Origin of the sequence: Mycobacterium sp. (assembly GCF_044370595.1) — a bacterium.
Lineage (GTDB): Bacteria > Actinomycetota > Actinomycetes > Mycobacteriales > Mycobacteriaceae > Mycobacterium.
In genome coordinates, this window is the sequence record NZ_JBILVF010000033.1 from 1 (window position 1) to 22,053 (window position 22,053).

Genomic DNA, 22,053 nt, shown 5'->3' on the forward strand with positions numbered 1-22,053 from the left:
CTGACTTCGGCGAAACTGACTTCGGCGAAACTGACTTCGGCGAAACTGACACTGTCCAGTCTGGGCGCGGCGAGCACCGTCACCGGTTCCAAGCATCTGCTGGAGTGTGACGGTCGCCGAATCCTGGTGGACTGCGGGCTGTTCCAGGGGGTCAAGAACCTCCGGGAGCTCAACTGGCAACCCCTGGCGGTCGAACCCTCCAGCATCGACGCGGTGGTGGTGACCCATGCCCACCTCGACCACACCGGTTATCTGCCGCGGCTGGTACGGGAGGGGTTCTCCGGGCCGATCGTGTCGACGAAGGCGACCGCTGCGGTGGCCGAGATCATCCTGCGCGACAGCGCCTACCTGCAGGAGCGCGACGCAGCGTTCCTCAACAAACACCGGGCCTCCAAACATCACCCCGCCCTGCCGCTCTACGACAGCGACGACGCCGTGCGGACCATGGAGTTGTTCCGGACTCACCCGTTCGGGCGGGAGTTCAGCCTGTGGGACTCAGCCACACCGGGGGAGGGCGGTCCGGTAGTCACCTTCCGCCGCGCCGGCCACATCCTCGGAGCCGCCACGGTGGATCTGCTCTGGCAGGGCCGGCGCATCGTCTTCTCCGGTGATCTGGGCCGCTACGACGATCCGGTGATGCTCGATCCCGAGCCGGTGGCCGCCGCCGACTATCTGGTGTTGGAGTCCACCTACGGTGACCGGCTGCACGAGGACACCGACCCCGTCAAGACACTCGCCGAGGTCATCGACAGAACCGTGGACCGCGGCGGCACCGTGGTGATTCCGGCGTTCGCCGTGGGCCGGGCCCAGACCCTGCTCTACTACCTGTGGGAGCTTCGCGGCGCCGGGAAACTGCCCGATGTGCCGGTGTACCTGGACAGCCCGATGGCCATCAACGCCAGCGAACTACTCGGCAGCTACCGCGACGATCACCGGCTGGAACCGCACGTCTACGACGGAATGTGCGCGATGGCCACTTACACCCGCGACGCCGAACAGTCGATGAAGATCTCGGCCGGCCGCGAGCCCAAGATCATCCTGTCGGCCAGCGGAATGGCCACCGGCGGACGAATTCTGCACCACCTCAAGGCATTCGCCCCGGATCCGCGGAACACCATCATGATCACCGGCTATCAGGTGCCGGGCACCCGCGGGGCGTCGATCGCCGCCGGGGAACGGTTCGTCCGGATCCACGGCGAGTGGGTTCCGATCAACGCCGAGGTGGCCGATCTGGCGATGTTGTCGGCACACGCCGACGCCGATGAACTCATCCGCTGGGCCTCCGGTTTCACCGGCCCACCCCGGCGGGTGTTCGTCGTGCACGGTGAGCCGCAGCCTGCGGACACGCTGCGCACCCGGCTGAGCCGCGAGTTCGGTTGGGAAGCAACAGTTCCCCGGATGAACCAGGTATTCGAGCTGTAGACGGCTCAGCCGGCCCGGGCGGTGTTCAAGGCGCCGCGGAACTGTTCCACGGTGGCCAGTTCAGCGGCCACCGGCGCGGCAATCTGCTGTTCGGCGACCACAGCCACCTCAGCCCGAAGTGCGGCCCGCGCTGCTCGGGCCGCGCGTCTGGCGCTGGTCCGCGCGAGAATCCGGCCGATCGCGGCCAGCACCACCCCGCCGAGCAGACCGACGATCAGCATCAGCGTCGGCAACGGGAACCCCTCCACGGTCGGGGCCTGCGCGACGTGGAACTGCAGATAGGCCAACACCGCCAACGCCAACAGCCACAGGCCACCGGCTACCGCGAGCGCGAACAGCAGCCACTGCAGCACCCCGAAAACGCTCCACCACCGCGGGTTTCGGGGCGGCACCAGCGGTGCGCGGGTGACGGCCTGGTCGAGCTGGTCGGTCAGGCCGGCCGAGGCGCGGTCGGCAACGGCCCGGGTGCTCTGCACCCACGCCTGCGGCGCACCGGCACTGGCGGTGTCGACGTAGTCCAGCACCGCACTGTTGGCCCGCGCCTTGGCCACCGGATCGTTGGACGGCAACGACGAGCGCACCAGTCGGGGATCGACACCCGGGCGGTCGAGACGTAGTTGGGCGACGGGGTCCTTGCGCAGCCGCGCCAGCCATTTCAGCGGCGGCCACCCGACCGCCTGCACCGCCTTGCGTTGACTGGATCGCTCGATCGCCGCCTCGATCACGGGTGCGCCGGCCGCCTCGGTCAGCGCGTCGGTCAGCCGGTTGAGGTCCCCCGCGCCGGCCCCGGCTATCGGTGTCCCGGGGTCGTCGGCGGCGCGCGCCAGACCGTCGGCGGCGGTGGCGACGTCGGCGGCCAGTCGGGCCACCGCCGTCCGGCGACTGGCCACCGCGGCCAGGATCCGGTCGGCCAGCGCCTCGAGGCCTTCGCCGCTGCGGTTGGAGGCGGCGAGTACAACGGCGTCGGACAGGCCGTCCTCGGCGACCAGGCGCCTCAGGTGTGACAGGCAGGCCTCGGCGTCCGCGACGGTGAGCCGGTCGACCTGGTTGAGCACCACGACGGTGACGTCGTCGTGGCGGGCGAAGCGGCGTAGGTACTGCTCGTGGACGAGGGCGTCGGCGTACTTCTGCGGGTCCAGAACCCAGACCATCAGGTCGACACGCTCGACGAAGTGGTCCACGTGCGCGCGGTGCGAGGACTGGGTGGAGTCGTGGTCGGGAAGGTCGATGAGCACCAGGTCGGCCAGCGCGGCGGCACCGTCGGCGGCGACATGCCATCGGGTGACGCCCAACCATTCAAGCAGCGCAAGGGTTTCCGGGGTCTCCTGCCAGATCGCCGCCAGCGGCTCGGAGGTGGTGGGCCGCAGCACACCGGCTTTGGCGACCTCGTCACCGACGATGGAGTTGAACAGGGTGCTTTTGCCGGCACCGGTGGATCCGGCGAACGCCACCACCGTCACCTGTTCGGACAGGCCGCGGCGGGCCTGCGCACGTTCGGCAACCGTGCGGGCGCCGGTGACCGACGCCGGGGCCAGCCGACCGTCACCGAGGTCGGCGGCTTGTGCCAGGCCGGCCAGCCGACGGTCCAGAGCGGCCCCGTCGACCAGTGGCGCCGACTCGGTCCGCATCGGGTTGAGCCGCGCCAGCAGATCCTTCATCATCAGCCGTTCCACCAATCCCGCAGGCTTTCCCGCCATTTCCGTCGCGGCGCTGCCGCCTCCTCCCCAGGCACCGGCGGACTGGCCGGCAGCACCGCTTCGGCATCCTCGGCGTCGCGGGCCTGCTGCACCTGCAGGTTCACCGCCGAGAGCCGGGCCGGCAGTTCCGGATCGAGGTCGAGGGCGTCCAGCCGCGACAAGAACCGGTCTTTCTCCCCCGCCATCAACTCGGTGACCCGTTCTTTCAGTTTGTCCATGGCGGCCTTGGACATTCGCCGTACGCCGTCTTCACCGAACACAGCTTCGAGCAGTTTCTGCGCGACGACCGTGGAGGCGCCGGCGATCCCGATCTCGGCTCCGGTCAGTCCGCCGGTGGTCGAAAACACCGCCACCATGAGCGCCAGCGTCACGGCATTGACTCCGTATGCCATCGCCCGGGCGGTCTGCCGCTTGTCGGCCCCCTCGGTGCGGATCAAGTCGAGCAGATCGTCCTGCCAGGCCCGCACCAACCCCGCGGCCTGATCGCCGAAGTCGCTGGAGGCCCGGGCCAGGTCCGAACCCGCCAGTAGGGCCCGGCCGGCGTCGTTCTCGCGCCAAGCGAGGTCGGCCCGCCGGGCGGCCTCGTTGGCCGAGTCAATCAGCACGCTGGCCAGGCCGGATTCGATTGCCTCCGTGACCCGTTCGGGTGGGGCGGGTTCACCGCGGACCGCGGCGCTGAGGCGGTCGCGCAGCCGTCCGACGCCTTCCTCGAGTCGCTTGAGCAACTGCCCGGTACCGACGAACTCCTGCCAGCGCGCCAGCACCTCGCCACGCATCAGCGAGCCGTCCGAGGAGATCTGCTCCAACCCGGCTACCGCCTGGGCATAAGACTGGTCGACGGCGGCGCGCAGCCGGTCGCCGGTGGAGAGTTGCTCGGCGACGGCATCGGTGATGGCCGGCATGTCGGCGACGATATGTCCGACCGCACCGTCGACGGTCCGGCGGGCCACAGCCGCGCGCAGCGCGGCGTCGTCGACAAGGTTGTTCAGCCAGGTCTGCATCTCCGCGGTGCGGTCGGCGGGCAGCATGCCGTCCACCAACGGCGATTCGGGAATGACGAAGAGCGGTGCGTTGGCGAGGCGTTCCTCGGCCAGCATCTGCCGCACATGCGCGGTCACCTCGGTCATCGCCTCGGGGGGCACCCGGTTGAGCACAATGACCACCGCGGCGTTGCGGTCGACCGCCGCCCGCAACGCCGCCCACGGCACCGCGTCGGCGTAGCGGGATGCGGTGGTGACGAAAAACCACAGGTCGGCGGCGGCCATCAGCATGCCGGCCATATCGCGGTTGGTCTGCGACACCGAGTCCAGGTCGGGGGCGTCGAGCAGACCCATCCCGGCTGGAACGGTGTCGATGGCGACCAGGCGCAGGCCGAAGACGTCTTCGGTTCCCCCCAGCGAGGGCCGGCCCGCCGCGTTGCTTCCGGTGATGCGCGGCAGACGCGGCAGGATGTGGTCGGAGGCGAACCAGTCCGCGTCGGCCGGGTTATGCGCCAGCACCGGGTGCCGGGTGGTGGGACGCAGCACGCCCGGGGTGGTCACCGGCGTGCCGACGAGCCGGTTGACCAGGGTGGACTTCCCGCTACCGGTAGATCCGCCCACGACAGCAAGCAGTGGCGCGTCGGCGTCCCGCAGCCTGGGCAGGATGTAGTCGTCGAGTTGGTTGGTGAAGTTCCCCGCCATGGTCCGCGCGGCATCCGCGCCGGCGGCGGGTAGCGGAATCCGCACCTGGCCCAGGGCCTCGCGCAGCGACTCCAATGGGGCGAGCAGTGATCCGGACACGTCTACATCGTGCCGTACGTCGCCGGCCGATCAACCAACGTTGCGGACAAGTTCGATGGCGTACTCGTTGACGAACCGCCCGGCCGGGGGTTCGCCGGGCTCACAGGACCCATCGGATTCGCCCGGCCGTTTGACCCATAGGTAGGCGTCGGCGTGGGCACCGGCGGTCGCCGTGGTCGGCGCGACGCCCATCGCCCGCCCCGGCGGGTTGCACCAGTCCAACGCGACGCCGACAGCCGGGCCGACGCCGTTGCGGGAGGTGTCGATGACGTAGTGCGCCCCGTTGGTCATCCCGGAAATCGCTTCGCCGTAACCGATTTGCTCCTCGGTGGTGTAGAAGTTCGCGGTGTTGAGGCTGAACCCCCGCGCCCGGGACACCCCGGCCTCGTTGAGCCGGCCCGCCATCACCTCCGCGCTCACCCACCGGGAGTGCCCGGCATCGACGTAGACCACCGCGGCCGGGTTGGCGGTCAGCGCGTCGACGGCGTAGCGGATCAGGCCGATCCGTTCCTGCTGCTGATCGGGGGACAGGCAGTCGGCCATCGCCAGCGCGTCCGGTTCCAGGATGATCGCGGCCGGCAGTGATCCCAGACCGGCGGCGACCGCATCGATCCACTGTGTGTAGCCGGTCGCCGTGCCGAAGCCACCCGCCGCGTAGCTATAGCAGTCGCGGTGCGGGATGGCGTACAGCGTGAAAACCGGCATCGCTCCGGCGGCTTGGGCCGCCCCGGCGAACCGCGACACCGTGCTGGTCACCCGGCCGGCGGGAAACGCCTCATCGAGCCAGAACGACGCCGGGGTGTTGGCGATGGTCGTCAACTCGGAGACCGGCGGGTTGGCGTTGTTCGCGGCGAGCATGGCCGAGGAGATCGGGTCGACGTAGAACGGCCTGCCCGCCAGCGGGTTGGATCCCTCGACCAGGCGGATGGCCGGGGCTGCAACGGACTGGATGGGTTCGGCAAGCACTCCCGCGCCCGCCAGGGCGACCACTGCCAGGGGGGCGATCCCCCGCCCGAGGACGCCGGCAACTGAGGAAATCACTCCCAGAAAATAGTGCGGCAGCGGCCGCTTCGGGCAAATTTCCGGCCAGCCGACCGCGGACTAACGACGCACCCGTCACAGCAGCCTCACGAGCAACGAATGTTCGGGGCTACGGCCCTTCAGACGGCTATCGGAAGATCCGGCTCGCCCGCATCGAGGAAGGTCAGGAACTCCTCGGCTGTGCGGTGCATCTTGGCCAGCTTGGCTGCGCGCAGACACGGGACGAGGTTGTCTGGATCATCAGTACCACCGAGGACCCTCGGGGTCAGGTGGCCGACCTCGAAGATCCCGCCCAATGGCCATCCGGTGTAGAAGCATCGGTCCGGGTCGATGCCCCGGGCCCGCCAGTGGCTATTGAGATCCGCACGTGTCACCATTGGCCCGGCATACCCATTGCGCGCGGCGATCAATCCTGATCGCGCACACTGCAGGTCAGTGCCGCTCGGGCGGCCGCCGCGGTCTGGCCGGCGTATCCGGCGCCGAACAGCGCAACGTGGGCCAGCAGCGGGTACAGCTGATGCAGCGCGACGCGCTCCCGCCAATGCGCCCGCAGCGGATGCACGCTCTGATACCCGCGGTAGACCGTCTCAAGCTCGGCGCAGCCGAACAGCGCCAGCATGGCCAGGTCGGTCTCGCGGTGACCGCCGTGAGCGGCCGGGTCGATCAGCACGACACCGTCGGGTGTCCACAGGACGTTGCCACTCCACAGATCTCCGTGCAGCCGGACCGGATGGTCGTCGTCGTCGAAGTCGCCGGCGCGGCAGCGGGCGATGACTTCGGCGATCAGGCGGCGGGCGTGATCATCGAGGAAGGGGAAGGCCTCCCCGAGCATCGGCGTGAGGCGTTCCCGGGCATAGAACTCGCCCCAGCTGTCATGCGGGGTCAGGCTCATCGGCAGCGGACGGTGCAGGGGCCCGAAAAATCCCGGCCCCGTCCATCCGGCCGGCGGTGCACCGAAGCCCGCCGCGCCGGCGTCGTGGGTGATGGCCAGCCGTCGGCCGAACTGCAGCGCCGCCTCGGGTGTCGGCGCTCCGGTAGTCAGCCGCTGCAGCGTCAGGCTGGTCTCGTCGACGTCGAGCACCCGGACGCACGGCACTCCCCCGGTCACCTCGCCGAGCCAGCGCAGACCGGCAGCTTCGCAGGAGAAAAAGCCCTGTGGTGCAGCGGGATTGCGCTTGACGAACACCCGCCTGCCTAGTGGCCGTGGAACTCGTCCATCGAGTTGTACACCCCGACCCGGCGCAGATACAGGTCGCGCAGTCGCACCGGAAGCACACCGGTGAGCACCTTGTTCATCCTCGACGTCCACGGCATCACGACGAACGGCCGACCGGCCAGCATCGCCGACCATGTCTGCGCCACCACGTCCTCCTGCTTGAGCATCGGGGTGAACAGGATGCCCTTGGCGCCGTCGAACATGCCGGTGTTGATGTAGGTCGGGCAGACCGTGGTGACCTTGACGTGGTCGTGACCGGCCTGCTCCAACTCCAGGCGCACCGAATCGGAAAACCCGACCGCGGCCCACTTCGAGGCGGCGTAGGCGGCCATCTTGGGGATGGCGTTCAGTCCGGCCGAGGAGGCGATGTTGACCAAACGGCATGGCTTGCCGGAGTAGACCATCGACGGCAGGAATTCGCGGGTGAGCAGCATCGGGCCGATGGCGTTCACTTCCATGGTGAGCAGGAAGTCACGCGGGTCGTTCTCCCAGAAGTAGTCATTGCCGCGCACGATTCCGGCGTTGTTGAACAGCACGTGAATGGTGCCGACCTCGGCGCGGACCCGGTCGGCGGCCTCGGTCACCCGATCCTGGGAGGTCACGTCGACGACGTCGTACTGGATTGTGCCGCCCGCTGATTCCAGTTCGGCGGCGGTCTCTTTCAACGCGGCCTCATTGGCGTCCCAGAGAACCACCGTCTCGGCGCCCTCCTTGACGGCGTTGGTGGCGAACAGCTTCCCCAGTCCCATCGCCGCGCCGGTGATCAGGACGTTGGTCCCCTTGACTGATTGCATGGCCGAGCTCCCTCCGGATGTCTTTCCCGCATGTCTTCCCCGCCTGAGACTTTTCTACCGCACCCGGGGCGGCGTCTAACCCGTCAGCGGCTGAGCGGCGAACTGCTTAGTTCTTAGCCGGTGGTTGGCGCGTAGCCGGTGGCCAGGAACCCCCGTAGCGGGAGATAACTCCGATCCGCGAGACACGTCTTTCAGCGCCGGCACGGCCGCCACGACCGGCACGGTGGTGAGCAGCAGCCTCCACTTGAGCATCACCGACTCCTCTTTGCTGACCTTGATCTTCTCGCGGGCTTGCGCCATATGGGCGACACCACCATCCGACCGTCTGTGTTAACTGTCTTGTGTTTACCGGTGGCCGAGGGCGTCGCCGTGATACCTGCGCGGTACACCCGTTAGTGTGCTGTGGGCGGCCTGGACGGCCCTCTCGATAGAACAGTGGGCGAAACCATGACTGCAGCATCCGACACCCCGGCGCTCGAATCCCGGGTCGGTCACTACTACCAGATGGATGGCACCTACCTCGTCGGCCGCGAGAAGGTCCGCGAATACGCGCGGGCGGTGCAGGATTACCACCCCGCTCACTGGGACCTCAACGCCGCCGCCGAACTGGGGTACTCGAATCTGGTGGCGCCGTTGACGTTCACCTCGACGCCGGGGATGTCCTGCAACCGCCGCATGTTCGAGTCGGTGGTCGTCGGTTACGACACCTATGTGCAGACCGAAGAGGTCTTCGAACAACACCGCCCGATCGTCGCCGGGGATGAGTTGAAGATCGACGTCGAACTGACGTCGGTGCGCCGAATCGCCGGCCGTGATCTGATCACGGTGACCAACACCTTCACCGACGCCGCCGGGATGCGGGTGCACACCCTGCACACCACCGTCGTCGGTGTCACCGGCGAGGACATCAACCCAGCGGTCAAAGCAGCCGTGCAGAAGGCGATGATGCACGACGTCGACATCATGAGCATCGACGGATCCGACGCCGTCTACCAGAAGACGGTGCGGCCCGAGGGCGAGGTCCGGATTGCCGCGGACACCTCTCGCACGCCGGGCACACCACCCTTCGATGAGGTGAAGGTCGGCGACGAACTCCCCCCACACCACACCCGACTGTCCCGCGGCGATCTGGTCAACTACGCCGGTGTGGCCGGTGACGCCAACCCGATTCACTGGGATGAGGACATCGCCAAACTCGCCGGGTTGCCCGACGTGATCGCGCACGGAATGCTCACCATGGGTTTGGGGGCCGGATTCGTCTCGGCGTGGTCGGGTGATCCCGGTGCGGTGACTCGCTATGGGGTGCGACTGTCGGCACCGGCGGTCGTGTCAGCCGCCGAGGGCGCCGACATCGAGTTCAGCGGCAAGATCAAATCGCTGGACCCCGAAACCCGCACCGGCGTCGTCCTGGTCGCCGCCAAATCCGACGGCCGCAAGATCTTCGGCCTGGCGACACTGGACGTCCGCTTCCCCTGAGACAGCCGGCCGGCTGGCGCATCATCTGCAGACTTTTGAGAAGCTCCTCGATCGCTTCGGGGCGGACCCGGTCGGATCCGGAGAACGGGTTGTCCATCGCGGCAATCACGTAAATCATCGAGCCGATGTAGAAGGCCAGCAGACAACCGAACATCAGATGGGGTTTGAGATCGGCACCTGCCGGACTCCGCCTCGGGGCGGGTTAGAGTCGGTCATGGACTCACCTCTGCCTGGCAACCTGTTGCTGTGCCCGAAGTGCGCCGGGGTCATGCACTCCTACGAGCGCAACGGGGTACACCTTGAGCAGTGCGACAAGTGCCGCGGGATCTTCCTGGACTTCGGCGAGCTGGAGGCGCTGACCCAGTTGGAGAACCGGTTCGCCGCAGTGCCTCCGCCCCTGCCCCCGCCTTTACCGCAGCAGCCGCATCCTGCGCAGGCCTACGGTCCGGCGTGGGGCAACCATCGGGGCAAGCACTATCGCAAGGGTGGCTTCGGCCGGTTGTTCTTCTCCAGTTAGCCGACGGCTCAGCCTGCTATCCGCGCGCAGGCGGCCAGTAACTCGGCCTGGGATTCGTCGGGTCGATACCGGGCACCCACCGCCGCGGCGTGTACCACCGCCGCGCGCGCCAAGGGCTCCAGCACGTCCCAGGGGTCCCCGCCGGCCGGCACCGCCGGGCCCAGCGCCGCCCGATAGCCGTCGATGAAGGCTTCCCAGTCGGGATCCGGCATCAGGCCGGCCGCCCATAACCCGCCGATGCGGCCGAGATCCCAGGCGGGGTCGCCGATTCCCATGTCGTCGATGTCGATCAGCTGCCACACCCCGGCTGTGGTGCGGCCGAGCTGACCCAGGTGGAAGTCGCCGTGCACCAGGGTGACCGGCCGACCCTCCGGCGCGGCCTGCCAGCATCGCGGCGGCAGCGTTGCGGCTGCCCGCCGGATGATCGACGGTGCGTCGGCGGGCAGTGTCTGCAGCGCAGCCCGGATCCGTTCGACCCCCCGATGGGCGGGCAGCGGATCGGGGCCGATCGGGGATCGGTGCAATCTGGCCAGCAGCGCACCGGCGGGGGCCCAGGGGAAGTTCGGCCAGTCCTGCCCGACCATCTCCAGCCGGGGCCAGCGGGAGCGCCACCGCTGCCCCGGGCCGGGCAGCGGTTCTGAACTCAGCGGCGTCAGCAGCGGGCCGCCGTCTCGGCCCAGCCGCGCCGCGGTCCGGAGCCGGGCCGCCAGGGCCACCGGGTCGGTGCCGGCGGGATGGGTTTTGACCACGACGTCGTCGACGATGACGATGTCCGAACCGGTCTGCAAGACGGTGTCGGTCACCGGTTGGTCCATCGACATACCCCACGCTAACAACGCCGTCGGGCGGTCCCCTTGACAGAGGCGCTGCGGTATCCTCGCGGGACCGCGTGGTCACCGTCAGGAGGCGCTCCGCCATGCCCCCGAACCGCTTCGGTCACCCGGGCCCGGCGAGGTGCCGGTGACCCCCGACACCGGTGCGCCGCCGTCTGGGCGGCGCAGGCACATGCTGCGTCTGGCGGTGTTCGCGGCCGTCCTGTTGACGATGTTCTATCTGGTCGCTGTCCGCCGGGTGATCGACGTCGAGGCGGTTCGCGGCGCGGTGGCCGCGGCCGGGCCGGTCGCGCCGCTGGTCTACATTCCGGTTGCGGCGCTGCTGGCGTCGATCTTCGTTCCCGGGCCCCTGCTGGCAGCGGGCAGCGGTTTTCTGTTCGGTCCGGTGCTAGGCACGGTGGTCACCCTGTGTTCGACGGTGACGACGGCGATGGTCGCCGCGCTGGTGGGCCGGCGGGCCGGCCGGGACAGCGCCCGTGTGCTGATCGGGGCGGAGTGGTCGGTGCGCATCGACGACCAGATCAAACGGCGCGGATTGTGGGCGGTGGTGGGTCAGCGTTTCGTGCCCGGCATCTCCGATGCGTTGGCCTCCTATGCCTTCGGGGCGTTTGGAATGCCGTTGTGGCAGATGGCAGCCGGGGCTTTCATCGGTTCGATGCCGCGGGCTTTCGTCTACACCGCGCTGGGAGCGTCGATCTCCGACCTCAACTCGCCACTGGCCTACGCCGCGGCGGCCGTGTGGTGCATCACCGCCGTCATCGGGGCGTTCGCGGCGCACCGCGGGTACCGCAGTTGGCGTTCCGGGAAAGCTCAGTCACCGCGCCGGTAGAACGGCGACTGGACAACGACGAACGGCTCTTTGCGGCCGCGCACATCGACGGTCAGTTCGGTTCCGGGCTCGGCCAGGGCCGCATCGACGTAGGCCAACGCGATCGGATATCCGAGCGTCGGCGACAGCGCACCGGAGGTGACGGTACCCACGACCGTCTCCCCGGCCGCGTCACACACCGGGTAGTCCGCCCGCGCTGCTCGACGGCCCTCGCCGCGTAAGCCGACCAGCACCCGGCTGACGGGCTGCGCGGACAGTGACTGCAACGCCTCGCGGCCGACGAACCCGCGGTCGTTTCCGCGGTGCAGACGGACGACCTTCCCCAGCCCCGCCTCGTACGGGTTGATGTCCATGGTCAGTTCGTGGCCGTAGAGCGCCATCCCCGCCTCCAGCCGCAGTGTGTCGCGGCAGGCCAGGCCTGCTGCGCAGCCGCCGTGCTTGGTGGCGGCGTCGAGCAGTTCGCTCCACAACCGGGCGGCCTGCTCGTTGGGCACGTACAACTCGAAGCCGTCCTCGCCGGTGTAGCCGGTGCGTGCCAGAAGCACGTCGATACCGGCCACCACCGCCGGAGTGCTGGCGTAGTACTTCAGATCGGCGACCAACCGTCTGTGATCCTCGGCAACCAGGGAGCTCACCACGTCCTGCGACTTGGGTCCCTGCACGGCGATCAGTGCCGTCTGGGCCGACTTGTCGGCAACGGTGACGTCGAAATCGGCTGCGCGGCTGCTGATCTGCTGGTGGACCACCTGGTGGTTGGCCGCGTTGGCGACCACCAGGAAGTGGTCCTCGGCGAGCCGGTAGATCACCAGGTCGTCGATGACCCCGCCCTCGGAGTCACAGATGAGCGAGTACTTCGCCTTGCCAACAGCAACTTTGGACAACTCGCCGACGAGGGCGTAGTCCAGCAGTGCTGCGGCGTCCGCGCCGCTGACGTCGATCTCCCCCATATGGGACAGATCGAACAGACCCACGGCGTTACGCACGGCATGGTGCTCGGCCAGTTCGCTGGAGTACTTCAACGGCATCTGCCAACCGGCGAAGTCCGTGAAAGACGCGCCCAACGCTTGGTGCTCACCCAGCAGTGGCGAGGTGCCGGTCACGGCCGTGTCGCTGTGCGCCATCGTTGATCCCCTCGGGTCGTTGGTGCCCGAATACTCCTAGGGCCGGTCAGGATCAGACCATGCTACGGAGGGCGCGACCACACGTCGTACGCGCCGTCGCCGACCGGGTCAGCGCCGCGGGCCCACTGTTGCGCGTACCGGGCTGCCGGGGCGCGCCGCGGTGTCCAGGATCCCGTCCCGGATCAGCGCGGTCCCGCCCACCAGCAGATGCAGAACCCCCACCGACGGGTGCGTCGGCTCGGTGAAGGTCGCCTGATCCTGGAACGCCGCGAGGTTGAACACCGTGACGTCGGCGTCGGCGCCGACCTGCAGGCGGCCCTTCCGGCTCATCGCCGCCGAGGCAGTGGCCAGGATCTGCGCAGGTATCAGGGTGCATTTCGCGACCGCGTCCGGCAGGGCGATGAGCCGCCGCCGGGTGACGTACTGCGCGAAGAACCGGGCGAAGGTGGCGGCGCTTCGCGGATGCGCCACTGCATCGCCCGGCAGCGGCCACACGTCACCGTCGACCAGGACATGGCCGGGCCGCTCCCACGGCATGGCGTCGGAGGCGATCGCGCCACCGGGATAGAGCACCGACAGGTCGAGCAGCCGCTGGTCCTCCGGGTCGGTCTCCGGGGACAGGAAGTGCCAGACGATGGGCTGACCAGGCTCGTCTTTTTGGACCTGCCGTAGTTCGGCTTCGTCGCGCACCGGCTTGCCGGTGGCGTTGAGCACGATGTCCGACCAGGTAGAACCGGTCCGCTCGCAGTAGCAGGGATGGGCCAGGAAAGCCGCACCCACCACGGTGGAGGCCGCCCCGTACGGGTAGGCCTCCACAGTGATCTTCAGGCCGTGTTGCTGGGCCACCGAGATCAACTGGGCGCACCTCTCGATGTCGCGCAAGCTGGTGCTGTTGAGGTGGCAGATATGCATATGCGCCCCGGTGGTCGCGGCATAGGCGATCAGCCGCAGATAGGCCTCCTGGGAACTCTGCGGGTCGATGTTGGACATGAACTGAATGTGGGTGAAGGTCGGCACGTCGTGTCGGGCGGCCAGCTCGGCCACCAAGGACAACTCCTGCACACCCGCGCCCGGGACATAGCCGTTGTTGATGCCAATGCCCAGCGCACCCTCAGCCAGGCCCCCGTCCAGCCGGGCGATGATCCGCTCGGTCTGCTCCCGCGTCGACACATCGTGCTGCCAGTTCGAATACCGATATGCCGCTTGGAAATAGGTGAGGCTGGGCTCCGGCTCACCCACCTGGGGGTTCAACTCGGCGATCCGGGCGAACGTCCACGACGCCGACGCCCCGTAGTTCAGCGCCCGCCCGGCGCGGGCCTGCTCGTCATACCAGCGCGCGACGGGCAGGATTCCGGACTCGAGTTCCAGCGCCGTGGTGACCCCGTCGAAGGCCTGGATCCGGTCGCCGGGCAGCGACTGGGTGTGGCAGTGCAGATCGATGAATCCTGGCGTCACGACCAGTCCGCGGGCGTCGAGGACCTGCTCGGCGGACAGGTCCGCATCGGAGATCGCCGCGATGGTGCCGCCGCGGATGCCGACCGAACGCACCGCGTCCAAGCCGCTCTCCGGGTCGATCACCCGACCGCCGGCGATGACGGTGTCGAATTCGGTTGCGGCCATGGTGGGGACACTATCGTCTGTGGTCCGGCGTCTGTGGTCCGACGTCTGTGGTCCGGCGTCTGTGGTCCGGCGTCTGTGGTCCGGCGTCTGTGGTCCGGTTATCGGTCCCGTCTGCGCACCAGCCGCCACGCCCCGGTGCACCACAGCGCCCAGGCGATGAGCACCGGTTGGAAGAACAGCCGAACCAGACGCGCGCGATCACTGTTGAGGCCGAACGCATCTCGATGGTGCAGCCACTGGGCGATGTTGCCCGGGAAGATCACCACGAAGAACACCGCCAACAGCAGGCCGACGACAGCGCGTCGGTTCGTCAACAGGATCATCGCGGCACCCAGGGCGATCTCGACCACGCCGGACGCCAGCACCGTGACGTCGGCCGGCACCGGCAGCCAGGGCGGTACCTGGGCGGTGAACTCCTGCCGGGCGAAGGTCAGGTGGCCGACACCGGCGAAGATCATCGCGGCTCCGAGCACGATCCGCCCGAACCGTTGGGCGGTCGTTTCGGCGGCCGGGGTTCCGGTGGTGGTCATCGGGCCAACTTATCGGCGCGCGCGCCGCCACGCGGTATAGGAGGTGACCGGGCCCGTGCCCGGCCGTTGCAGCCACGGCCAGGGGTGCAGGGCCACCACGTCGAGGCGGGCGGCGCGGGACCGAAAGCCCGGCACCGGGGCGAACGTCGCCGCCAACCGGCGGCCGTGCAGCACCGCCACCGGGTCGCCGCGCCACAGGTGGACCTGGCGGCGCTGCGCGAGATCGGCCAGGGATTCGGCCAGGAACACCAGCCGGTTCACCGACAGCTGCAGGCGGCTCAGCAGCGGTTCGTCGAAAACGAAGACCACCGGCAGATCCGGGTGTGCCGTCAGCGCCGGATCTCGGTCGCTCAGGCTCTCGGCGGTGATCCAGACGGCCTCGGGGTCGCCGGACAGCCGGGGGGCCGACGGTCCGGCGGTGGCCTGCGGGTCGTCGTCACGGCGCAGCCGCGGGTCGGTCATCGGCCGGGGATCGCGTTCCTGGGTGGCCGGCCAGCCGGTGATCGGACACTGCGTGTCCAAAGGGCAACTGCCGCACAGTCCCGGTGCCCGCTTCTCCACCTGCCAGCGGGAGAACCCGTAGGCCTTGCCGGTGAGCGCGCCGACGGTCCACTGCCACCCCAACCGGTTGGCGGCGCGGGAACCGTCCAGCAGATACCGGTACATCAGGTCCTCACCATCGCGCCAGCCCGACGCGGCCCGCACCCCCCAGTGCGAGGCCAGCCACATGCGGGTCTGGTTGGTCAGCCACCCGGTGCCCACCAACTCCGACCAGGTGGACTGCAGGCACAGCGCCTGCGACATCCACGGATTGCCGCCGTGCTCGGGGATCCCGGTGTGCTCGGGGACACTGAACCGCAGCGAGCGGCTGGTCGCTGTTCCCATGCGCGCGTAGAGATGTCGCGCATATTCCTGCCACAGCAGTTCGTCGCGGAACTTCGCCACATCCTCAGGCGGGCCGCCGGACACGTGATCCCAGACTTCCTGCAGACTCAGCAGTCCGTGCCGGATATAGGGCGACAACCTCGAGGAGCCTCGCCTGCCCGGCGGCCAGACGTTGTTGCGGCGGCGGGCGTAGCCGGCCACATCGTAGGTCTGCAGTGCCGCGTCGGCCGCGGTCTGACCGCCGCGCATCGGCACTGCGGCTGGCAGCGGCGAGTCGGCTGAATCCGGTGCGGCACAGAGGTCTCCGAGATTGCGCTGCACCCAGTCGCTGACGTCCCCGGCGCCGGCGGGTGGGTCGGGGAGTTGCCGGGGCGCCATCGCGTCAACCTACCCGAGAAGCCACCCGGGAACCTGCCCGGGAACCTGCCCGGGCTGACGTCCGCGCCCGGAGCAGCAGCGCGATCACCACCGCGGCGGTACCGCCGATGAGGATCGCCAGCGACCATGCAGTGAGCGCGTCGGTGCCGGCCAGTACATAGTGGCCTGTCGCCAACGGCCAAGCGGCATAGGCACACAGGTGCGCGGCGGGGAACCACCGGCGGCTGCGCCCGCGCAGCCTGACCACCAGCCAGACCGGCAGGATCAACCAGAAGGCGATGGTCCCCAACGCCACGGCCAACGTCCGCCAGGACGCGGTGAACGGAACCAGTATCTGCACCACGGTGAACGGCTCGTAGGTGTCGATGAGCAGCAGACCCATATGCGCCAGCAGCAGGCTCAAGGCCACGGCGACCAGCCGCCGGTGCAGCGCCGCCGCCCGCGGGGCCGGTGCGCCACCGGACCGTCGCGCCGCCGCAACCAGTCCCCAGACCACCACCGCCGTCAGGGTGAACCAGGCGGTGATGCCGGTCGACCGGATCAACACCCACGTCCATGACATCCCGGCGAGTGCCTCACTCATCGCGGGCGCCCAGCAGATACGGCGTGCAGCCCCGGTCGATGAGCCACTGTGTGCTCGCCGCCCCGCGGACCACGCCGACCGTGGCGGCCGCCTCGGCGCGCCACCCGCAGTCCGCCACGACAGTGGCCTGCACGGTGTCCGAGCCGGCTGGCCGGCCGGTGCGCGGCTGCAGCAGATGATGGCCGCCAGCCCAGCGCCGCCGCAGCGTCGACGAGGTCGCCACCGCGCGCTGCCGGCCGGAGAGATCCAGCACGCGGCACTCGGTGCGCTCATCGAACCGGTCGTCGCGCATCGCCACTCGCCACGATCCGGCATCAGGTGGCACCCCGCGGGTCACCACGTCACCGCCGATGCCGACCAGTACCGCATCGGCTCCGGCGCCGTGGATCTCGGCGGTCACCATGTCCCCGGCCAGCCCCTTGCCCACCGCGCCGGGGTCCAGGCCCACCCCGCCGGGCAGTCTCACCGTGCGCTCACCGATGCGCACGTATGCCATTCCCGGCGCCGGAGGCGGTGAAGTGATGGCGGGTAGCGACATCGCCACCGAGGAAGCCGCGAAGTCCTCCCGGTACCCCAGCGCCAGCATGGCGCCGAGCACTGAGGCGTCGACATCTCCCCCGCTCCAGGTGTAGGCGTCCACCAACGCGATGACGAGGCGGCGAAGATCCTCGCTCACCGCTACCTCACCGCAACCAGCGCGGGCGTTGAGTCGGTTGAGTTCACTGTCCGCCCGAAACCGGGACCAGCAGCTCTCGAGCAGGTCGACCCGCAGGACGGCGAGGTCGGCGAGCCGTTCTGCGGCAGAACCGCGCGCCCAGACAATCACGTGCAGATCGCTGCCCATGGCCCGGGACCGTCGCTGCGCCCTGCGCATCATCAGCTGCTGTAGGTCGACGTGTCGCGGTCGAGGCGGGTCGGGGGCTCGGTCGACCCGGGCGGCCGGGTCTCCTCGGCGATGCGGGCGACGACCTCCGGGGCGACGTCTTGACCGCGGGCCAGTTCGGCGGCAACCCGACGCAGTTCCCGCCGGTAGGCCTGCAGCCGGGCCGCCTCCTCGGTGAGTTGTTCGGCGTAGGAGTCCAATTCGGCCCGCTTGGGTTCCTCCGGCGACGCCTTACCGCTCTCGGCGGCTCGAATCGCGATCAGCCCGGTCAGGCCGGCGCACGCGCCAACCGCCAGGGCCGTGGCGATCCAGCCGTCGGTGCGGCGACGTGCTCGGGCCATGGGGGCCTCCTTTCCCGTCGCTCACCTCTGCGCTCACCCCATAGTCCGTGCAGGACGCGGACCCGGCAACCAGTCGCCGATGGCGCCGATGGCGCCGATGGCCCGCAGGGTGGCCTAATGGATTCATGAGGCGACGCAGACGCGGTATCGCGGTGGCGTGCGCGGCGGTGCTGCTGGTCGCGGGCGGTTGCGCGAACCGGGACGCACCTGCGCCGGTTGCCGAGTCGGCGGCGCCCACCGCTGAGCCGCCACCATGGGCGCATGACGGGGTGCGCTTCCTGGGCCCCGCCGACGAACTGGGTGAGGCGGAGTTGCTCGACGCGATCGGTAGGCGCGGGTCGGTCCGCGACGTGACCGGTGAACCGCTCACCGACCGGCAGTTGGCGGCGCTGCTGTGGTCGGCTCAGGGGGTCTCGGCGCCGTCGGGTGCACGCACCGTCCCCTCGGCGGGCGCGCTGTACCCCCTGGAAACCTATGTGGTGACCCCGCAGGAGGTGCTGCGCTACGTACCCGCGAGCGCGTCGGTGGAGGTGCGCGCCGACCCGAAGGCCAAGGGTGCTGTCACCGAGGTGATCGCGGGTTCGCCGGCGGTGCCGGCCTACGCCATCGTCATCATCACCGGGGTGCCGGCCCGGATCACCGGCAAGTACGCCGACCGGGGGATCCGCTACATGTGGATGGAGGCCGGCCACGCCGCCCAGAACCTGCTGCTGGCAGCCGCGGCGATGGGCCTCGGGGCAGTGCCGATCGGGGCCTTCGACGACGCCGGGGTCGCCGACGCGCTCGGACTGTCGAGCGCGGAGATACCGCTCTACATCATTCCGGTGGGGCGGCTTCCGAACTGAGCTGCCGTCCGGGCGGTAACTAGGCCGCCGGCGCGGGCCCCGGAGCCGGGGCAGGTACCGGCGCCGCCGGCTCCACCAGCCATGGCGGCGGCGGTCCGTCCAGGGAGTAGTAGCCGGGCGGCAGCGGCGGTCGGGCGGCCGAGGCTCCGGCTCCGCCGTCGCCGGGCGGCGGTGGGGCCGCGGCGACCGGCGGGGTGCCGGGCAGATACCCGCTGGAACTGGGGGCCGGAATCGCGCCGGGCGGCCCCGAGCCGTCCGGCCCGGGAGGCGCCGCCCCGCCGATCGGTCCCGCTGGCAACGCGGCCGGGCCGGCGAACGGGTTCTGTGCCTGCTTCCACAGGTCGACGATGGATCCCAGGACACCACCGCTGCCACCCGGCGGCGGCACGACATCCGGTACCGATGGCTGCATGGCCGCAGGCGGAGCTGGAGCACCGGGCGGCGGGGGCGGGGCCGGGGGGCCGGGGACGGGGGGCTGTCCGGGTACAGGCGCGGGCGCCGGTGCCGCGGGGGGCACCGGGAGTTGGCGGGGCGTCATCGGATTGTTGGACACCAACGGCGGCGGGGGCGGAGCCGGAATAACCGTCGTCGGCGGCGGAGGCGGGGGCGGGACGGCGGGGTCGGCCGGCGCCACGGGCGATCCGGCGAGCGCAGCAGCGGTCAACGCCGACCAGGTGACACCGCCTGCGACGACACGGCGCAATTCCGTCATCGAATTCACGGTCCTCTCGGGTGATGCCAGCACCGCCACTGTCTCATACCGGCTCATACCAGCTCATAACGGCCGACTTCGGCGGCGGGGGCGAGGATGCGCGCAATGAGCAGCCGGGATGCGGTTACCGTCCTACTGTGACCTCGCTCGTCGCCCGAGCCTGCGCCGCTGGAGCAATCGTGCTCAGCGTCGCTGCGGTGTCGTCGTGCGGACGGTCTGCGCCGCCCCCACCGGCCACCGGCACCCCGGTGAGCCCGGCCGCGCTGCCCACGCCGAGCCCGGCGGCCATTCCGCCGACCACCCCCGCAGCGGTCGTCGCGCCGCAGGGCGACTTCATCGCGGTCTCGCAGTTAGTCGACGCCGACATCGCTGCGCGTCGGCTGCCCGGCGCGGTGGTGCAGATCGGCCACGGCGGGAAAGTCGTCGTCCGTCAGGCCTACGGTGCACGCAGACTCGCCAGCGAGCCGGGACTGGATGGGATGTTCGCTCCCGCCGAGCCGATGACGGTCGACACCATCTTCGATCTGGCGTCGTTGACCAAGATCATCGTGACGACGACGGCCGTTCTGCAGCTCTACGAGCAGGACAAGGTTCAGATCGACGAACCGGTGCAGACCTACCTGCCCGACTTCAACGCCGGCAACGATCCACGGCGTGCCCAGGTGACGCTGCGCATGTTGCTCACTCACACCTCAGGGATCGGCGGCGACCTGAGTCGCCAAGGACCCTGGGGGCTGACCGCAGCGGATCGGGCGGACGGCCTTCACCGTGCGCTCACCGCACCCTTGGAGTTCACACCCGCGGAGGTCTTCCACTACTCCGACATCGGCTTCATCCTGCTGGGCACGATCGTCGAGAGAATCAGCGGCGAACCCCTCGATGTGTACGCGCGCGACAACATCTTCGCCCCGCTGGGCATGGCCGACACCCGCTATCTGCCGGCATCCCAGGCATGCGGCCCCTACCGAATCCAGGGCAACGCGTTGGCATTCGACCCCGACGGCCCGCGAGTCAACCCGTGTCCGGACAGGACGTGGAACACCGATCTGCTGGCCCGCGTGGCACCGACCGCGCGCGATGAGGACACACCGGGCATCAACCCGCACCACGGCCACCTGTTGCGGGGGACCGTGCACGATCCGACAGCCCGCCGGATGGGTGGTGTGGCCGGCAGCGCCGGTGTCTTCTCGACGGTCCAGGACGTCGGCAAGTACGCCCAGGCTCTGTTGGACCGCCTCGCCGGTCGGCCGAGCCCGTTCCCGCTCAGAGAGTCGACGCTGGAGATGATGACGACCCCGCAGCAGCCGGCCACCGCCGGCGGGGGCCTCCGCGGATTCGGCTGGGACATCGACACCTACCAGTCGACGCCGCGCGGCACAGTCTTTCCCGTCGGCAGCTTCGGTCACACCGGATTCACCGGGGTCACGGTGTGGATGGACCCGGGATCAGACAGCTACGTGGTGGTGCTGGCGAATGTGATCCACCAGCGCGGCGGCCCGCCCGTGGTGACGTTGAGCGGCGACGTCGCCACCGCGGCGGCCCGGGCACTGCATCTCTACGGCAACTAGCTAGGACGGCAACCAGTACTCCCTCGTCAGCACTCCGCCCCGGAGAGCCGCTCACCGGCGTCGGCGGTGATGAAGTCCTCGATCAATTCGGCGACTTCGGCGGGACGCTCCGCGTGCGGGAAGTGCCCCACATCGGTCAGCACTTCCAACCGGACGTCGGGGCGGACTTGCTGGGCGGCGTAGGCGTGTGCGACGGGGATCATGGCGTCCCGGTCGCCCCAAATCGCCATCACGGGGAAATCCGTTCTGGAGTTGAGCCGGTTCAGCGCACTGACGGCTTGGCCGCGGTGATCGATGACTCCTCGCACCGTACGCAGGAACGCTTGCCGGGTCGGACCGTCTGACAGCGACCGGTAATGACGCCACATCTCCTCACCGCGCCGGGATTCGATACCCGCCTTGCGCATCAGCGACCACACCCGTTCACCGGGGGCGAGCAGCCGCTTGGCCGCGATGATCGGCAGCACCAGTTCGGCACCGGGCAGGGAGGCCAGGCGCAGCGGCAAGCCGACGTCCGGTCCCAGGCCGCCACTGTTGATGAGAACCAGGCGCTGCACATACTCCGGGTGTTGGTAGACGATTTGCATGCAGATGCCGCCCCCCAGTGAGTGGCCCACCAAGGTCGCCCGGGTGATGCCCAACTCGGTGAGGACATCGCGGATCAAGACCGACAAAGCGCCCAGCGAGTAGTCGGTCCGCGGCTTGGTGGAATTGCCGTGGCCCAACAGGTCGGGAGCAACCACCCGGTACTTGCGTGAGAGCGGTCCGATCAATGACCGCCAGGTCTCCGAGCTGCCCGCGATGCCGTGCAGCAGCACGATGGCCTCACCGCTGCCTTCGTCGAGATAGGCGATCCGCTCCCCGTGCAGGTCCAGATACTTCAACTCAGTCATGAGTGGAAGGCCTCCCGGCGCCCCGCCCGCCGCAATCTTTTGAGTGAACATACGTACACTAATATGCGTCGCAGGTGTCGTTGTCAAG

At 69.3% G+C, this 22,053-nt stretch carries 23 protein-coding genes; 6 read left to right on the forward strand and 17 right to left on the reverse strand.

Features of this window, described 5'->3' with window-relative positions:
* Window positions 1–1,422 (forward strand): MBL fold metallo-hydrolase RNA specificity domain-containing protein, encoded by a 1,422-nt coding sequence (locus ADBZ5N_RS06995; protein WP_526256764.1) that lies wholly within the window; start codon window positions 1–3, stop codon window positions 1,420–1,422.
* A gap of 5 nt (window positions 1,423–1,427) precedes the next feature.
* On the opposite strand, the gene ADBZ5N_RS07000 is transcribed toward ADBZ5N_RS06995, so the two are convergent.
* The 7 genes from ADBZ5N_RS07000 to ADBZ5N_RS07030 form a co-directional block, all read right to left on the reverse strand.
* The gene (locus tag ADBZ5N_RS07000; RefSeq protein WP_526256789.1) at window positions 1,428–3,095 is read right to left on the reverse strand and encodes a GTPase; all 1,668 of its coding nucleotides are present in this window, start codon (window positions 3,093–3,095) and stop codon (window positions 1,428–1,430) included.
* Window positions 3,083–4,900: a GTPase family protein gene (locus ADBZ5N_RS07005; protein WP_526256765.1), complete on the reverse strand. Its 1,818-nt coding sequence runs from the start codon at window positions 4,898–4,900 to the stop codon at window positions 3,083–3,085. The genes ADBZ5N_RS07000 and ADBZ5N_RS07005 overlap by 13 nt, the downstream gene beginning before the upstream one ends.
* A 30-nt stretch (window positions 4,901–4,930) precedes the next feature.
* Window positions 4,931–5,962 carry a glycoside hydrolase family 6 protein gene (locus tag ADBZ5N_RS07010; RefSeq protein ID WP_526256790.1) on the reverse strand — a complete coding sequence of 344 codons (1,032 nt, stop codon included), beginning with the start codon at window positions 5,960–5,962 and terminating at the stop codon, window positions 4,931–4,933.
* A gap of 98 nt (window positions 5,963–6,060) precedes the next feature.
* Window positions 6,061–6,318 (reverse strand): HNH endonuclease signature motif containing protein, encoded by a 258-nt coding sequence (locus tag ADBZ5N_RS07015; protein WP_526256766.1) that lies wholly within the window; start codon window positions 6,316–6,318, stop codon window positions 6,061–6,063.
* A 29-nt stretch (window positions 6,319–6,347) separates the two neighbouring features.
* Entirely contained in the window at window positions 6,348–7,127 is a 780-nt protein-coding gene (locus ADBZ5N_RS07020) for a fructosamine kinase family protein (protein ID WP_526256767.1), read from the reverse strand.
* An 8-nt stretch (window positions 7,128–7,135) separates the two neighbouring features.
* The gene (locus ADBZ5N_RS07025; RefSeq protein ID WP_526256768.1) at window positions 7,136–7,951 is read right to left on the reverse strand and encodes an SDR family NAD(P)-dependent oxidoreductase; all 816 of its coding nucleotides are present in this window, start codon (window positions 7,949–7,951) and stop codon (window positions 7,136–7,138) included.
* Window positions 7,952–8,026: 75 nt separating this feature from the next.
* Window positions 8,027–8,251 (reverse strand): hypothetical protein, encoded by a 225-nt coding sequence (locus tag ADBZ5N_RS07030; protein ID WP_526256769.1) that lies wholly within the window; start codon window positions 8,249–8,251, stop codon window positions 8,027–8,029.
* A gap of 147 nt (window positions 8,252–8,398) precedes the next feature.
* On the opposite strand from ADBZ5N_RS07030, the gene ADBZ5N_RS07035 reads away from it, so the two are divergent.
* Complete coding sequence (locus ADBZ5N_RS07035; protein ID WP_526256770.1) at window positions 8,399–9,427, forward strand: fused (3R)-hydroxyacyl-ACP dehydratase subunits HadA/HadB; 1,029 nt, start codon at window positions 8,399–8,401, stop codon at window positions 9,425–9,427.
* Between the two features lie 214 nt (window positions 9,428–9,641).
* Window positions 9,642–9,944: a TFIIB-type zinc ribbon-containing protein gene (locus ADBZ5N_RS07040; RefSeq protein ID WP_526256771.1), complete on the forward strand. Its 303-nt coding sequence runs from the start codon at window positions 9,642–9,644 to the stop codon at window positions 9,942–9,944.
* An 8-nt stretch (window positions 9,945–9,952) separates the two neighbouring features.
* On the opposite strand, the gene ADBZ5N_RS07045 is transcribed toward ADBZ5N_RS07040, so the two are convergent.
* Window positions 9,953–10,759: a phosphotransferase family protein gene (locus ADBZ5N_RS07045; RefSeq protein WP_526256772.1), complete on the reverse strand. Its 807-nt coding sequence runs from the start codon at window positions 10,757–10,759 to the stop codon at window positions 9,953–9,955.
* A gap of 190 nt (window positions 10,760–10,949) precedes the next feature.
* On the opposite strand from ADBZ5N_RS07045, the gene ADBZ5N_RS07050 reads away from it, so the two are divergent.
* Window positions 10,950–11,606 carry a TVP38/TMEM64 family protein gene (locus ADBZ5N_RS07050; protein ID WP_526256791.1) on the forward strand — a complete coding sequence of 219 codons (657 nt, stop codon included), beginning with the start codon at window positions 10,950–10,952 and terminating at the stop codon, window positions 11,604–11,606.
* Here ADBZ5N_RS07050 and gcvT read toward each other — a convergent pair.
* From gcvT to ADBZ5N_RS07085, 7 genes are all read right to left on the reverse strand, one after another.
* Window positions 11,588–12,727 (reverse strand): glycine cleavage system aminomethyltransferase GcvT, encoded by a 1,140-nt coding sequence (gene gcvT, locus ADBZ5N_RS07055; protein WP_526256773.1) that lies wholly within the window; start codon window positions 12,725–12,727, stop codon window positions 11,588–11,590. The two genes, ADBZ5N_RS07050 and gcvT, sit on opposite strands and share 19 nt — an antisense overlap.
* 108 nt (window positions 12,728–12,835) lie before the next feature.
* Window positions 12,836–14,347 (reverse strand): amidohydrolase family protein, encoded by a 1,512-nt coding sequence (locus ADBZ5N_RS07060; RefSeq protein ID WP_526256774.1) that lies wholly within the window; start codon window positions 14,345–14,347, stop codon window positions 12,836–12,838.
* Between the two features lie 98 nt (window positions 14,348–14,445).
* Entirely contained in the window at window positions 14,446–14,877 is a 432-nt protein-coding gene (locus ADBZ5N_RS07065; RefSeq protein ID WP_526256775.1) for a DoxX-related protein, read from the reverse strand.
* A 9-nt stretch (window positions 14,878–14,886) separates the two neighbouring features.
* Window positions 14,887–16,140 carry an FAD-binding domain-containing protein gene (locus tag ADBZ5N_RS07070; protein ID WP_526256776.1) on the reverse strand — a complete coding sequence of 418 codons (1,254 nt, stop codon included), beginning with the start codon at window positions 16,138–16,140 and terminating at the stop codon, window positions 14,887–14,889.
* Window positions 16,141–16,144: 4 nt separating this feature from the next.
* Window positions 16,145–16,723 (reverse strand): hypothetical protein, encoded by a 579-nt coding sequence (locus ADBZ5N_RS07075; RefSeq protein ID WP_526256777.1) that lies wholly within the window; start codon window positions 16,721–16,723, stop codon window positions 16,145–16,147.
* Window positions 16,716–17,597, reverse strand: a complete 882-nt coding sequence (locus ADBZ5N_RS07080; protein ID WP_526256778.1) for an FAD:protein FMN transferase — start codon at window positions 17,595–17,597, stop codon at window positions 16,716–16,718. The genes ADBZ5N_RS07075 and ADBZ5N_RS07080 overlap by 8 nt, the downstream gene beginning before the upstream one ends.
* A gap of 2 nt (window positions 17,598–17,599) precedes the next feature.
* On the reverse strand, window positions 17,600–17,947 hold the full coding sequence (locus ADBZ5N_RS07085; RefSeq protein ID WP_526256779.1) for a hypothetical protein: 348 nt from the start codon (window positions 17,945–17,947) through the stop codon (window positions 17,600–17,602).
* Between the two features lie 125 nt (window positions 17,948–18,072).
* Here ADBZ5N_RS07085 and ADBZ5N_RS07090 point away from each other — a divergent pair, with 125 nt between their 5' ends.
* Entirely contained in the window at window positions 18,073–18,792 is a 720-nt protein-coding gene (locus ADBZ5N_RS07090) for a SagB/ThcOx family dehydrogenase (RefSeq protein WP_526256780.1), read from the forward strand.
* A gap of 19 nt (window positions 18,793–18,811) precedes the next feature.
* On the opposite strand, the gene ADBZ5N_RS07095 is transcribed toward ADBZ5N_RS07090, so the two are convergent.
* Window positions 18,812–19,504 carry a hypothetical protein gene (locus ADBZ5N_RS07095; RefSeq protein ID WP_526256781.1) on the reverse strand — a complete coding sequence of 231 codons (693 nt, stop codon included), beginning with the start codon at window positions 19,502–19,504 and terminating at the stop codon, window positions 18,812–18,814.
* A gap of 137 nt (window positions 19,505–19,641) precedes the next feature.
* Between ADBZ5N_RS07095 and ADBZ5N_RS07100 the strand changes: the two genes are divergently transcribed.
* A complete protein-coding gene (locus tag ADBZ5N_RS07100; protein WP_526256782.1) occupies window positions 19,642–21,072 on the forward strand; it encodes a serine hydrolase domain-containing protein in 1,431 nt (476 codons plus the stop codon).
* Between the two features lie 26 nt (window positions 21,073–21,098).
* Here the strand turns inward: ADBZ5N_RS07100 and ADBZ5N_RS07105 are convergent, their stop codons facing one another.
* Window positions 21,099–21,965: an alpha/beta fold hydrolase gene (locus ADBZ5N_RS07105; protein WP_526256783.1), complete on the reverse strand. Its 867-nt coding sequence runs from the start codon at window positions 21,963–21,965 to the stop codon at window positions 21,099–21,101.
* Window positions 21,966–22,053: the final 88 nt, after the last annotated feature.

Excerpts from the sequence above, each read along its gene's own strand:
- ADBZ5N_RS07015 (WP_526256766.1), bottom strand. The coding sequence starts at position 6,318 with ATGGTGACACGTGCGGATCTCAATAGCCACTGGCGGGCCCGGGGCATC.
- ADBZ5N_RS07025 (WP_526256768.1), bottom strand. The coding sequence starts at position 7,951 with ATGCAATCAGTCAAGGGGACCAACGTCCTGATCACCGGCGCGGCGATG.
- ADBZ5N_RS07030 (WP_526256769.1), bottom strand. The coding sequence starts at position 8,251 with ATGGCGCAAGCCCGCGAGAAGATCAAGGTCAGCAAAGAGGAGTCGGTG.
- ADBZ5N_RS07035 (WP_526256770.1), top strand. The coding sequence starts at position 8,399 with ATGACTGCAGCATCCGACACCCCGGCGCTCGAATCCCGGGTCGGTCAC.
- ADBZ5N_RS07040 (WP_526256771.1), top strand. The coding sequence starts at position 9,642 with ATGGACTCACCTCTGCCTGGCAACCTGTTGCTGTGCCCGAAGTGCGCC.
- ADBZ5N_RS07045 (WP_526256772.1), bottom strand. The coding sequence starts at position 10,759 with ATGGACCAACCGGTGACCGACACCGTCTTGCAGACCGGTTCGGACATC.
- ADBZ5N_RS07050 (WP_526256791.1), top strand. The coding sequence starts at position 10,950 with ATGCTGCGTCTGGCGGTGTTCGCGGCCGTCCTGTTGACGATGTTCTAT.
- gcvT (WP_526256773.1), bottom strand. The coding sequence starts at position 12,727 with ATGGCGCACAGCGACACGGCCGTGACCGGCACCTCGCCACTGCTGGGT.
- ADBZ5N_RS07060 (WP_526256774.1), bottom strand. The coding sequence starts at position 14,347 with ATGGCCGCAACCGAATTCGACACCGTCATCGCCGGCGGTCGGGTGATC.
- ADBZ5N_RS07065 (WP_526256775.1), bottom strand. The coding sequence starts at position 14,877 with ATGACCACCACCGGAACCCCGGCCGCCGAAACGACCGCCCAACGGTTC.
- ADBZ5N_RS07070 (WP_526256776.1), bottom strand. The coding sequence starts at position 16,140 with ATGGCGCCCCGGCAACTCCCCGACCCACCCGCCGGCGCCGGGGACGTC.
- ADBZ5N_RS07075 (WP_526256777.1), bottom strand. The coding sequence starts at position 16,723 with ATGAGTGAGGCACTCGCCGGGATGTCATGGACGTGGGTGTTGATCCGG.
- ADBZ5N_RS07080 (WP_526256778.1), bottom strand. The coding sequence starts at position 17,597 with ATGCGCAGGGCGCAGCGACGGTCCCGGGCCATGGGCAGCGATCTGCAC.
- ADBZ5N_RS07085 (WP_526256779.1), bottom strand. The coding sequence starts at position 17,947 with ATGGCCCGAGCACGTCGCCGCACCGACGGCTGGATCGCCACGGCCCTG.
- ADBZ5N_RS07090 (WP_526256780.1), top strand. The coding sequence starts at position 18,073 with ATGAGGCGACGCAGACGCGGTATCGCGGTGGCGTGCGCGGCGGTGCTG.
- ADBZ5N_RS07095 (WP_526256781.1), bottom strand. The coding sequence starts at position 19,504 with ATGACGGAATTGCGCCGTGTCGTCGCAGGCGGTGTCACCTGGTCGGCG.
- ADBZ5N_RS07105 (WP_526256783.1), bottom strand. The coding sequence starts at position 21,965 with ATGACTGAGTTGAAGTATCTGGACCTGCACGGGGAGCGGATCGCCTAT.